12 protein-coding genes are annotated in these 11,381 nt (G+C 71.8%); 4 read left to right on the forward strand and 8 right to left on the reverse strand.

Annotation, left to right across the window (positions count from 1 at the left end; all coding sequences use genetic code 11):
- Nucleotides 1-23: 23 nt before the first annotated feature.
- From H5965_RS33330 to H5965_RS33350, 5 genes are read right to left on the reverse strand one after another with little or no spacing between them, the layout of a single operon-like run.
- A complete protein-coding gene (locus tag H5965_RS33330) occupies nt 24-788 on the reverse strand; it encodes an HAD family acid phosphatase (protein ID WP_310974741.1) in 765 nt (254 codons plus the stop codon).
- A 37-nt stretch (nt 789-825) separates the two neighbouring features.
- Nucleotides 826-1,992: a THUMP-like domain-containing protein gene (locus H5965_RS33335; protein ID WP_310974742.1), complete on the reverse strand. Its 1,167-nt coding sequence runs from the start codon at nt 1,990-1,992 to the stop codon at nt 826-828.
- Nucleotide 1,993: 1 nt separating this feature from the next.
- Nucleotides 1,994-2,959, reverse strand: a complete 966-nt coding sequence (locus H5965_RS33340; RefSeq protein WP_091306148.1) for a class I SAM-dependent methyltransferase — start codon at nt 2,957-2,959, stop codon at nt 1,994-1,996.
- A 4-nt stretch (nt 2,960-2,963) separates the two neighbouring features.
- Nucleotides 2,964-3,743 (reverse strand): enoyl-CoA hydratase-related protein, encoded by a 780-nt coding sequence (locus H5965_RS33345; RefSeq protein ID WP_310974743.1) that lies wholly within the window; start codon nt 3,741-3,743, stop codon nt 2,964-2,966.
- Nucleotides 3,744-3,798: 55 nt separating this feature from the next.
- On the reverse strand, nt 3,799-4,620 hold the full coding sequence (locus H5965_RS33350; protein ID WP_310974744.1) for an ABC transporter ATP-binding protein: 822 nt from the start codon (nt 4,618-4,620) through the stop codon (nt 3,799-3,801).
- Between the two features lie 45 nt (nt 4,621-4,665).
- On the opposite strand from H5965_RS33350, the gene H5965_RS33355 reads away from it, so the two are divergent.
- The 3 genes from H5965_RS33355 (at nt 4,666) to H5965_RS33365 (ending at nt 5,876) form a co-directional block, all read left to right on the forward strand.
- The gene (locus tag H5965_RS33355) at nt 4,666-4,857 is read left to right on the forward strand and encodes a hypothetical protein (protein ID WP_310974745.1); all 192 of its coding nucleotides are present in this window, start codon (nt 4,666-4,668) and stop codon (nt 4,855-4,857) included.
- An 81-nt stretch (nt 4,858-4,938) separates the two neighbouring features.
- The gene (locus tag H5965_RS33360) at nt 4,939-5,484 is read left to right on the forward strand and encodes a cysteine dioxygenase family protein (RefSeq protein WP_310974746.1); all 546 of its coding nucleotides are present in this window, start codon (nt 4,939-4,941) and stop codon (nt 5,482-5,484) included.
- On the forward strand, nt 5,481-5,876 hold the full coding sequence (locus tag H5965_RS33365) for a rhodanese-like domain-containing protein (protein ID WP_310974747.1): 396 nt from the start codon (nt 5,481-5,483) through the stop codon (nt 5,874-5,876). The genes H5965_RS33360 and H5965_RS33365 overlap by 4 nt, the downstream gene beginning before the upstream one ends.
- Before the next feature lie 41 nt (nt 5,877-5,917).
- Here the strand turns inward: H5965_RS33365 and H5965_RS33370 are convergent, their stop codons facing one another.
- Together H5965_RS33370 and glgP are read right to left on the reverse strand one after the other, a co-directional pair.
- A complete protein-coding gene (locus H5965_RS33370) occupies nt 5,918-6,907 on the reverse strand; it encodes an LLM class F420-dependent oxidoreductase (protein ID WP_310974748.1) in 990 nt (329 codons plus the stop codon).
- Nucleotides 6,908-7,158: 251 nt separating this feature from the next.
- On the reverse strand, nt 7,159-9,687 hold the full coding sequence (gene glgP, locus H5965_RS33375; protein ID WP_310974749.1) for an alpha-glucan family phosphorylase: 2,529 nt from the start codon (nt 9,685-9,687) through the stop codon (nt 7,159-7,161).
- Nucleotides 9,688-9,819: 132 nt separating this feature from the next.
- On the opposite strand from glgP, the gene H5965_RS33380 reads away from it, so the two are divergent.
- Complete coding sequence (locus tag H5965_RS33380) at nt 9,820-11,253, forward strand: neutral zinc metallopeptidase (protein WP_310974750.1); 1,434 nt, start codon at nt 9,820-9,822, stop codon at nt 11,251-11,253.
- Here H5965_RS33380 and H5965_RS33385 read toward each other — a convergent pair.
- The coding region (locus tag H5965_RS33385; RefSeq protein ID WP_310974774.1) for an integrase core domain-containing protein at nt 11,250-11,381 on the reverse strand (132 nt) is incomplete at its 5' end. The genes H5965_RS33380 and H5965_RS33385 overlap by 4 nt on opposite strands.

An 11,381-nucleotide genomic window follows, 5' to 3' on the forward strand; every position in this document is an offset into this window, starting at 1 on the left:
TGGGCCCGCCGGTTATTCCGCGATCAGGGCAGGTAGTACATCGGGTTCGGCAGCTTGACCGGGCGCAGCGCGTGGCCGCCTTCGAGGTCGCTGAACTGGTCGCCGAGGTTGAGGACGATCTTCGCGCCGGTCGCCTCGATGTGCGCCCGCGTCCCCGACTTGTACTGGACGGTGGTGCAGGTCAGCCCGCACGGCAGGTAGTCCGGCGCGGTCGTCTTCGGCTTGAAGAACGCACCCGCCGGGGCCGGGAAACCCTCGTTGGCCAGGTTCTTCAGCGACTGCGGGCCCTGGAACTCGTTGCGGCCGGTCAGGAAGTAGACCTCGACGCCGCGCTGCGCCGCCCAGTTGGCCAGCTCCAGCACCGGCTTGTTGGCGACGAACGTGCCGTTGTCGATGGCCTGCTGCTGCTTGACCGGGTCGAAGCCGAAGTCGTTGTCGGCCTCCCAGCCGTAGGTGACCTCGGAGGTGTCGTCGACGTCGAGCACGATTGCCGGGTTCTTCACCCGGCCCAGCGACTGCTGCAGGAAGCGCTTCGCGTCCGAGACGACCCGGTCGGTGTCCTTCACGAACCGGCTGGTGTCGGAGTAGTGGTGCTTGCCGGCGGCATCGACGTAGTCGCCGTAGTACGCCTTGACGTCCAGCTTGACCTGGCCGATGTTGGCCGGCTCCTTCGAGCGCGCGGCGGTCGATTCGTCCGAGCCGGCCAGCGCGGTGGCTCCCGAGGCGACGGTGGCGCCGATGGCCGCGGCGGCGGCGAGCTTTACGACGTTTGACCATTTTCCGGACACGGCGAATCCTCCAGTGGAACTTGGCGACCGGGGGAACCTACGTCACTCGCTCGGCCCGGCACACAAAAGCCACCGGCGCGCGGCCGATCCGCGTCAAAACCACCGAAGCTTCCGCTTCCCCGCGCGGCTTCAGTCGGCGTCGCAACGCGTCCGGGTCGACGTCGAGTCCGCGGACCAGGATTTCCAGCCGCCCGACGTCGTGCCGCTTGAGCACCGCCTTCAGCGTCTTCTCGCTGTACGCCCCCTGCTCCAGGACACGGAAGGCCCGCACGCCCGGCGGCGGCGTGTCACCGGTCAGGTAAGCGATGCGTTCGTCCAGCTGCCACAACCCGTGCCGCGCCGCGTAGTGGCGGACCAGCCCGGCGCGGACGACGGCGCCGTCGGGGTCGACGATCCACTCCCCCGGCTCGCGCGCGGGCAGTTCGTCCGGTTCGGCATCGGTGACCGTCCATTGTGTCCCGTCCGAGCGCAGCACGGTCGCCCGGCGGGTGACACCCGTACTCAGGCCGCGCCAGAGGCAGGACTCGCGCACCTGGCCGTCCAGGGACACCAGTTCGACCTCCTCCGCCCACGGCGTGAGCGTGAAGTCGAGGCCGGGCGCGCACTTGATCGCCAGCGGACGTCCCGGGTAGGCCTCGACCAGGCCGTCCAGCGGCGGGGCGAAGTCGGCGGGTTTCCACGCCCGGCGCCCGGCGGAGTCGCGCCGCGCCGGATCGGCGACGACGACCCCGGAGCGGCTCACCGGGCGCAGCGCGTCGGCACGGACGAGGCCGAACGCGACCCCCGCGGCGGATCCGTTGTGGCGGGCCATCTCCAGCCGCACCGAGTCCACATCGGACCCGAGCGCGCGCCGCGCCACCCGGGCGATTTCGACGAGGTCCGCTCCCACCGAGCACGTGACGTCGTGGACGTCGAGACCGGCCAGCCGCAGAGCCCGGTGCCGCGCCACGACCGACGCGCTCGCCTGCTGGAGCGCGTCGGAGGTGAACAGCCAGTCCACACCGGACAGTTTGCCGACGGCTTTCCGCCGCAGCAGCACGGTTTCCAGGACGGCGGCCGCGCGCTCCTCGCCGACGAGACGGCGGACGGCCGCCACCGCCGCGATCGGGTCGGTCAGCGGCAGCGCCGAAACCTCGGCGAGCGCCGCCACCCCCGCGCCGGAACGCAGGTAGGCGACGTCGCCGAGGCTGAACGAATAACCCAACTCAGGACGGCCGCTTGGTCCCGGTGATCATCACGTTGTAGAACAGCTCCCGCGGCAGGATCTTCGACAGCACCTTCTTGTCCACGGCGGACAGCCGCAGCCACAGGTGGTAGGCGAACAGCCGCCAGCGCACGGTGAGCTTCTCCGACGGCACCGCGGCCTCGAACGTCCGGATCGGCCAGCCGGCGAGGGCGGCGGCGAACTCCTCGGTGACCGCGCGGACGTCCTGGGCGCCGGCGCCGCGCGCCCACGACTCCAGCTCCGACGGGTCGAAGGTGTGGATGTCGACCACGGCCTCCAGCGCGGCGGCGCGCGACGACTCGTCCAGTTCGGACTGCGGACGGCGCCAGCCGCGCAGCGCGGGCAGCTTCGTCACCCGCGTCGTCAGGAACCAGGTGAACTGGCCGAGCTTGCGGGCGTAGAAGTCGCCGACCTTGGTCGGCTCGCCGGCGAAGACGAACCGGCCGCCCGGCTTGAGCACGCGCAGCACCTCGCGGAACGCCGCCTGGACGTCCGGGATGTGGTGCAGCACCGCGTGCCCGACCACCAGGTCGAACGTGTTGTCGTCGTAGGGGATGCGCTCGGCGTCGGCGACCCGGCCGTCGACGTCGAGGCCGAGCTTCTCGGCGTTGCGCAGCGCGACCTGGACCATGCCGGGCGAGAGGTCGGTGACCGAGCCCTTCTTGGCGACGCCGCCCTGCATCAGGTTCAGCAGGAAGAAGCCGGTGCCGCTGCCCAGCTCCATCGCGTGCTGGTAGGGCTGGCCGTCCTCGCCCGCGACGGCGTTGAACACGTCGGTGGCGTAGGAGATGCAGCGCTCGTCGTACGAGATCGACCACTTCTCGTCGTAGGTGCCGGCTTCCCAGTCGTGGTAGAGCACGTTCGCCAGCTTCGGGTCGGCGTAGGCCGCCTGGACCTCTTCGGCGGTGGCGTGCGGGTTCGGCGCCGGGTCGTTCACGTCGGTCAAGGCGTCATTTCCCTTCGAAAGTGGCCTTGCCGGGCCCGTTTTCGATGAACGACTTCATGCCGTTCTGCTGGTCTTGGGTCGCCCAGAGGGCGGCGAACAGGTGCGATTCGAGCTTGAGAGCGTTCGGCAGGTCCATGTCGAGGCCGCCGTCGATGGCCGCCTTCGCCGCGCGCAGCGCCACGGCCGGGCCGTTCGCGAACTGCGCGGCCCACCTGTGCGCGGCCGCGTAGACGTCGTCCGGGGCGACGACCTGGTCGACGATCCCCAGCCGGAGGGCCTCTTCGGCCTTGACGAACCGTCCGGTGTAGACGATGTCCTTGGTCTTGCTCGGCCCGATCAGGCGGGCGAGACGCTGAGTGCCGCCCGCGCCGGGGATGACACCGAGCTGGATCTCGGGCTGGCCGACCTTGACGTTGTCGCCGGCGACGCGCCAGTCCGCGGTCAGGGCCAGCTCGAGGCCGCCGCCGAGGGCGTACCCGGTGATCGCGGCGACGACCGGCTTCGGGATGTTCGCGATGGCCGCGAGGGTGCCGGTCAGGTTCGCGCCGAACTTGGCGATCTCCGGGTAGGTGCGAGTGGCCATCTCCTTGATGTCCGCGCCGCCCGCGAAGGTCTTCTCGCCGCCGTAGAGGATGACCGCGCGGACGTCGTCGCGCTCGGTGGCCTCCTTCGCCAGCTCGGCGAGCTCGGCGGTGACCTGGGCGTTCAGGGCGTTGACCGGCGGCCGGTCGAGCCGGATCGTGCCGACCCCGTCCTTCACCTCGAGGGTTACGAACTCTCCCACGCCACTCCTCCTCGTTGACGGACTGCCAGCAGGCTACCGGCCGGTAAGCGTCAGCTTAGCGACGGCGGGCGAAGAAGCGATCCCCGGAGCGTTCGAGCACGAGGTCCTGGTCGAACGTCTTCGACAGGTTCTCGCTGGTGATGACGTCGTCGACCAGGCCGGACACGACCGCGTGGCCGTCACGCAGCAGCAGCGCGTGGGTGAAGCCCGGCGGGATCTCCTCGACGTGGTGGGTGACCAGCACGAGCGCGGGCGCGTCCGGGTCGAGGGCCAGGTCGGACAGCCGCGCGACCAGGTCCTCCCGGCCGCCCAGGTCGAGACCGGCGGCGGGCTCGTCGAGCAGCAGCATCTCCGGGTCGGTCATCAGCGACCGGGCGATCAGGGCCCGCTTGCGCTCGCCCTCGGACAGCGTGCCGAAGGTGCGCTCGGCCAGGTGCCCGATGCCCATCGCGTCGAGGAGCTCGGTCGCGCGCGCGGTGTCGAGGGTGTCGTACTCCTCACGCCAGCGGCCGAGCACCGCGTAACCGGCGCTGACCACGACGTCTTTGACCAGCTCGTCGCCCGGCACGCGCTGGGCGATGGCGGCCGAGGTGAAGCCGATGCGGGGGCGCAGGTCGAAGATGTTGACCCGGCCGATCCGCTCGCCGAGCAGGTCGACCTCGCCGGTGGTCGGGTGCAGCTCGGCCGCGGCCAGGCGCAGCAGGGTGGTCTTGCCCGCGCCGTTCGGGCCGAGCACCACCCAGCGCTCGTCCAGTTCGACGGTCCAGTCGAGGCCGGCGAGGAGGTCGTTGGTCCCCCGGCGGACGCCGACACCGGCCATCCGGACCACGAGGTCGTCAAGTTCGCTGGGCTGGATCGGCTCGCTCACGAGGCCCATTCTGTCTGCCGTCGCGCGCGCGTGCGCACCCGCCCGGGTGAGACGGTGAACACGCAGGTCGGCGTCCGTTCCACGACCTGGAACACGGCCGCCCGGACGGCCGCGGTGTGGCACCATCACCGCATGTCCGCCGACGCGCCCGTGACCCCGGTGACCCGGGGTTCGTTCTGGCGCCGTCGCACCATCGACCTGCTCCTCGTCGCTTCGGCCGGGTGTACGCGGGCGCGGCTTCGCTGATCCCTCGCGTCCTCGTGCGGCGCGTGCGGTGCCGCGCTGTCCCCGCGTTCGATTCCCTTCACCTTGCGAGGAGCACCCGCGTTGACCACGTCCCTGGTTCGCCCGCCCGTCGAGATCCACCCGCAGCTGACCGACCCGCTGCTGCCCGAGCTGCTGCACCCGGCGCGGCTGCTGTGGACGCCGCGGGAGCTGGCCGAGCTGACCGCCACCGTCACCACCGAGCTGACCGCGGGCCTGCGCGGCATCCTGCGCTTCGACGAGGACCGCCGCTGGTGGGCGCGGCTGGCGCTGACCGACGGCGTCGAGCTGTGGCTGCTGTCGTGGCTGCCCGGCCAGCACACGAAGCCGCACGACCACGGCGGCGCGTCCGGCTCGTTCACCGTCCTGCAGGGTGAACTCGGCGAGGAGTACCGCTACCCCGGTGGCCCGATCCGGCGCCGGACGCACGTGGCCGGCGAGGGCCTGGGCTTCGGCGCGGGCCGCGCCCACCAGGTCACCGGCCTCGGCGACCGGCCCGCGGCGAGCGTCCACGCGTACTCGCCGCCGCTGGTGGCGACGCGGGAGTACGACTCGCTCGCCGACGTTCCGGCGGAAATCCCGCCGCTGCCCGCTATCGTCCGGTCATGAGCGCTGTCGATTCGCTGCTGGCTTCCGCGCGGTCCGGGTTGGACCGGGTGACGCCCGCCCGGGCCCGCGAGCTGCAGGAGGCGGGGGCGCTGGTCGTCGACATCCGGCCGCTGGCGAACCGCGCGGCCGAGGGCGAGATCCCGGGCGCGGTGATCGTCGAGCGGATCCACCTGGAGTGGCGGCTGGCGCCGGACAGCGAGTGGCGGCTGCCGGCGGTCGGCCCGGAGTCGACGGTGATCGTGGTGTGCAACGAGGGGTACTCGTCGAGCCTGGCGGCGGCCGACCTGCAGCGGCTCGGGCTGCCCGGGGCGACCGACCTCGAGGGCGGGTTCCGGGCGTGGGCGGCCGCCGGGCTGCCCGTGCAGGACGGCGGCAGCCCGGCGGTGCCTTAGCAGCCCCCGTTTTCCACGCTACCGAAGGGGACCGACAGTTTTCAGCCCGCGAGCGCCGGGGCGACGTGCTTGGTGAACAAGTCGATGCCCGAGCGGTCGTACGCGGCTTCCGGGAAGTTCAGGATCGCGTACGACATACCCCGCTTGCCCAGGGCGGCGAGGTGCTCGGCGACCTGCTCCGGGGTGCCCGCCGTCGGGCCGCTCGCGAAGGTCGCGACCGCCCGCGCGGCGTCCTCGGCCGGGACGTACTTCTCGTAGTGCGCCTTCAGCCAGGCCTGCTTCTCCTGGACGTCGTTCTCGGTTTCGCCGAGGACGACGCTGAGGTTGCCCGAGCGGACGATCGCGTCGAAGTCGGTGCCGACGTCCTTGCAGTGCGCCGCCAGGACCTCGGACTTGTGGGTGAACGCCTCCGGCTCGGGGAAGAAGTTCGTGTACTTCGCGTACTTCGCCGCGATCCGGAGCGTCTTCTTCTCGCCGCCGCCGGCGATCCACAGCGGGATGCCGCCGTCCTGCAGCGGCCGCGGGCTCAGGATCGCGCCGTCGGTCCGGTAGTGCTTCCCGTCCAATGTGGACTTGCCGGTCGTCCAGAGGTCGCGCATGATCTGCACGCCCTCGTCGAGCTGGCCGAGCCGCTCGCCGGCGGTCGGGAAGCCGTAGCCGTAGGCCCGCCACTCGTGCTCGTACCAGCCGGCGCCGATGCCCATTTCGACCCGGCCGCCCGAGATGAGGTCGGCCGTCGCGGCGACCTTCGCCAGGTAGGCGGGGTTGCGGTAGCCCATGCAGGTGCACATCTGCCCGAGCCGGACGGTCTCCGTCGCGGCGGCGAACGCCGAGATCAGCGACCACGCCTCGTGCGTGGCCTCGTCGGTCGGGACCGGCACGGTGTGGAAGTGGTCGTAGACCCAGATCGATTCGAAGGGGCCCGCCTCCGCGTGTTTCGCGAGGCCGAGCATGGTCTTCCAGTGGTCCGCGGGGTCGATGCCGGCCAGGTCCAGCCGCCAGCCCTGCGGGACGAACATTCCGAAGCGCATGCGTACAACTTAGCTTCGCTCAGGGATGTGCGCGGCGTGATTTTGCCCGGCTGGAGCAGCTCCAGCCCGGCGGCGCAGGGGCGGCTCGGGGCGACGACCAGCGAACACGGGCGGCTGCGGTGGTCGCGACCGCGGCGGCGGCTCGGGTGGCACGGCCTCGGCGGCTCGGGCAGCACGGCCGCGGCGGCTCGGCGTGGCGCGGCCTCGGCGGAGCCCGGCGCGGTGACCTCCGCGCCGCCCCGCCGGGCGGCTCAGGCCAGCACCACGCGCGCCAGCTCCGCCGGGGTCGCCAGGAGGCCGTGCCGCGGCAGCACCCGGACCGTGTACCCGATCGCCCCCGGCCTCGGCAGCTTCACGCGGGCCGCGAACGCGCCGATGCCGTCGTCGGTCATCGGGACCGTCACCGGGTCGCGGAGTTCGTCGTCGTCGGCCACCCGGCCGACCACCGCCTGGATGTCCACTTCGGACGGGTCGAGGCCGGCCAGGTCGATGCGGGCCCGGATGGTCACCTCGGTGCCCACCACCAGCGGCTCGGTCGCCTCCACCAGCAGCTCCGAGTCGAAGATGCGCAGCCGCGGCCAGGACACCTCGAGCTTGGTGCGGTAGTCCGCCAGCGACAGCGCGCCGCGGTAGCCGTCGCCCGTCGCCGCCGCCACCGTGCGGGACGCCGGGAGGTAGCCGTTGTCGACGTACTCGCGGACCATCCGGGACGCCTGGACCCGCGGGCCGAGCGTCTCCAGCGTGTGCCACACCATCGACAGCCAGCCCGTGGGCACCCCGTCGTCCGAGCGGTCGTAGAACAGCGGCGCGATCTGCTGGCCGAGCAGCTCGTACAGCGCCGCGGCCTCGAGGTCGTCGCGGCGCAGCGGGTCGGCGACGCCGTCCGCCGTCGGGATCGCCCAGCCGTTGCTGCCGTCGTAGCACTCGTCCCACCAGCCGTCGCGGATCGACAGGTTGAGCCCGCCGTTCAGCGCCGACTTCATCCCCGACGTCCCGCATGCCTCCAGCGGCCGCACCGGGTTGTTCAGCCAGACGTCGCAGCCGCGGTAGAGGTACCGCGCCATCGACATGTCGTAGTCGGGCAGGAAGACGATCCGGTGCCGGACGTCCGCGCCGTCGACGAACCGGACGATCTGCTGGATCAGCTGCTTGCCGTTCTCGTCCGCCGGGTGCGACTTGCCGGCCACGACGACCTGGATCGGCCGCTGTTCGTGCAGCAGCAGCGTCCGCAGCCGCTCGGGGTCGCGCAGCATCAGCGTCAGCCGCTTGTACGTCGGGACGCGGCGGGCGAAGCCGACGGTCAGCACGTCCGGGTCGAACACCGAGTCGACCCAGCCCAGCTCCAGCGGCGACGCGCCGCGCTGCAGCCACGCCGCGCGCACCCGGCGCCGCACCTCGTGCACCAGCTTCTCGCGCAGCTCGCGCCGCAGCTCCCACAGCTGGGCGTCCGAGACGCCGTCGCGCAGCGGCCCCTCGCCGACGTCGAGGCCCCATTCGCGGCCGAGCAGCGTGCTCAGCTCGCGGGCCACCCACGTCGGGCCGTGGACACCGTTGGTCACCGACGAGATCGGCACCTCGTCGTGGTCGAACCCGGGCCACAGCCGGGAGAACATCTTGCGCGTCACGCGCCCGTGTAGCTGCGAGACGCCGTTCGCGCGCTGCGCCAGCCGCAGGCCCATGTGCGCCATGTTGAACAGGCCGGGGTTGTCCTCGGCGCCGAGCGCGAGCACGCGGCGCGGGTCGATGTCCGGCACCAGGCGGCCGTCGGCGAAGTAGCGCTGCACCAGGTCGACCGGGAACCGGTCGATGCCCGCGCTGACCGGCGTGTGCGTCGTGAACAGCGTCCCGGCGCGCACCGCGGGCATGGCCTCGTCGAACGCGAGGCCGTCGGCTTGGACGATCTCGCGGGCGCGTTCGAGGCCGAGGAAGCCCGCGTGTCCCTCGTTCGTGTGAAACACCATGGGCTGCGGGTGCCCGGTCAGCTCGCAGTACTTCCGGACCGCCCGGAAGCCGCCGATGCCGGCCAGGATCTCCTGCCGCAGCCGGTGGTCGGCGTCGCCGCCGTAGAGCCGGTCGGTGACGCCGCGCAGGTCTTCGTCGTTGGCCTCGGTGTCGGTGTCGAGCAGCAGCAGCGGCACCCGCCCGACGCGGGCCTGCCAGATCTGCGCGCACAGCTCGCGCCCGCCCGGCATGGCGACGCCGATCAGCACCGGCCGCCCGCCCGCGGTCAGCAGCTCCAGGGGGAACGCGTTCGGGTCGATCACCGGGTAGTGCTCGACCTGCCAGCCGTCCAGCGACAGCGACTGCCGGAAGTAGCCGTTGCGGTAGAGCAGCCCGACGCCGACCATCGGCACGCCCAGGTCGGACGCGGCCTTGAGGTGGTCGCCGGCCAGCACGCCGAGGCCGCCGGAGTAGTTCGGGAGGGCCTCGGTGACGCCGAACTCCATCGAGAAGTAGGCCACCGCCGGCGGCAGGCCGTCGTCGTCGCGCTGCTGGTACCAGCGTGGCTCCGAGAGGTACTTCTCCAGGTCCTCGGCGGCGGTTCTCGCGCGCTCCAGGAAGTCGTCGTCGACGGCGAGCTCGTCGAGGCGGGCCGGCGGCAGCGCGGTGAGCATCCGCAGCGGGTCGCGCACGGCGTTGAAGAGCTCGGCGTCCATCGACGCGAACAGGTCGCGCGTCGGCGGGTGCCACGTCCAGCGCAGGTTGGTGGCCAGCGCGCCCAGGCCGGACAGCGAATCCGGGAGGCTGGCGCGGACGGTGAACCGGCGGACTGCACGCATGGGAAGCGACGATATCGGGCCACGGGCGCCGGTGCGCAGGGAGGAGTTCGGGGATTACGTGCACGCTGCGCGTATGCCCTGGGTATGGTCCTGCCCGTCGGGTACGGGTGGGCACGAGAGCGAGTGGAACTGATGATCCCAGGGGGAGGACGGCGGGCGCTGGTCGCGCTGCTGGCCGTCGCGGCGGTCGCCGTGAGCGGGTGCAACAGCAAGGGCGGGGCGAGCGGGGACCCGGCCAAGGACACCGGCGCGGGTTCGGTCTCCGGGCTGCCGGTGACGCACTTCGAAAGCGGTCTCAAGCCGGACGCGCCGACGCCGAGCCTCAACGTCCGCAACGCCGACGGCGGCGAGGACGACAAGCTCGCCACCGCCGCGATCGACGACGTCCAGACCTACTGGGGCGAGATGCTGCCGGCGAACTTCGGCCAGCAGTTCGAGCCGGTGAAGTCGCTGCTGTCCTACGACGCGCAGACCGACACCGAGAAGACCGGCTGCGGCAGCGTGAAGAAGCTCGTGAACGCGTTCTACTGCCCGGTCGACGACTCGGTGGCGTGGGACCGCGGCGTGCTGCTGCCGATGCTGCGCCAGCGGTTCGGCCCGATGTCGGTGGTCGTGGTGCTCGCGCACGAGTTCGGCCACGCCGTCCAGTACCGGCTCGGCGACAAGGCGGGGATCGCGAAGAACACCCCGACCGTGGTCAAGGAGCAGCAGGCCGACTGCTTCGCCGGCGGCTACTTCCGCTGGGTCGCCGAGGACAAGAGCAAGTACTACCGCGTGTCGACGTCCGAGGGCCTGAACCAGGTGATGGCCTCGATGTTCCTGATCCGCGACCAGGCCGGCACCAGCGCCGCCGACAAGGGCGCGCACGGCACGGCGTTCGACCGCACGTACGCGTTCCAGGCCGGGTTCGAGAAGGGCCCGAAGGAGTGCGCGGGGATGACGGAGCAGAACGTCAAGCCCCGGCTGACCGAGCGCCCGTTCGACAAGGGCGACAAGGGCAAGGGTGACGCGAAGTTCAACGAACAGACGGTCGCGCTGCTGAAGAAGAGCCTCGACGAGGCGTTCAAGGGCGCCGGGGTGGCCGCGCCGGAGATCACCGACGGCGGCAGCTGCCAGACCACGCCGCCGGCGTCGTACTGCCCGGGCGACAACACCGTGAGCATCGACATGGCCAAGCTGGCCCAGCTCGCCCAGCCGATCGACCGCGAGGCCGAGATGAAGGGCGAGGACCCGGGCGGCATGGGTGACTTCGCGGCGTTCTCGGAGGTCGCGGCGCGTTACGCGCTGGGCATCCAGAAGGGCGTCGGGGCGTCGATCGACAACGCGAACGCGGGCCTGCGCACGGCGTGCCTGGTGGGGGCGTGGGCGGCGTTCACGAACCGGCCGGGCGACCTGCGGCTGTCGGCGGGCGACCTCGACGAGGCCATCGCGGACCTGCTGCAGCCGGAGAGCCTCGTGTCGGCGGACGTCAACGGGAAGCGCCCGGACAGCGGTTTCGACCGGGTCGAGGCGCTGCGCAAGGGCTACCTCGAGGGCTCGTCGGTCTGCTCGAAGTCCTACGCCTAGCTGTGATGTCCGGGGAGGTTGGTCAGCCGGGTGACCGGCGGCTTGCCGCCGGTTGAGCTGTGGGGTCGATGGTGATTGTAGAAGTGCAGCCACCCCGGCAGCGCCGCCCGCCGCAGTGTCTCCGTCGG

The sequence above is a fragment of the Amycolatopsis sp. 505 genome (assembly GCF_031625235.1).
Classification (GTDB): domain Bacteria; phylum Actinomycetota; class Actinomycetes; order Mycobacteriales; family Pseudonocardiaceae; genus Amycolatopsis.

Bases quoted from the DNA above. Each gene is read 5' to 3' on its own strand.
- glgP (WP_310974749.1), bottom strand. From the start codon at position 9,687: ATGCGTGCAGTCCGCCGGTTCACCGTCCGCGCCAGCCTCCCGGATTCG.
- H5965_RS33350 (WP_310974744.1), bottom strand. From the start codon at position 4,620: ATGGGCCTCGTGAGCGAGCCGATCCAGCCCAGCGAACTTGACGACCTC.
- H5965_RS33370 (WP_310974748.1), bottom strand. From the start codon at position 6,907: ATGCGCTTCGGAATGTTCGTCCCGCAGGGCTGGCGGCTGGACCTGGCC.
- H5965_RS33365 (WP_310974747.1), top strand. From the start codon at position 5,481: ATGAGCGCTGTCGATTCGCTGCTGGCTTCCGCGCGGTCCGGGTTGGAC.
- H5965_RS33380 (WP_310974750.1), top strand. From the start codon at position 9,820: ATGATCCCAGGGGGAGGACGGCGGGCGCTGGTCGCGCTGCTGGCCGTC.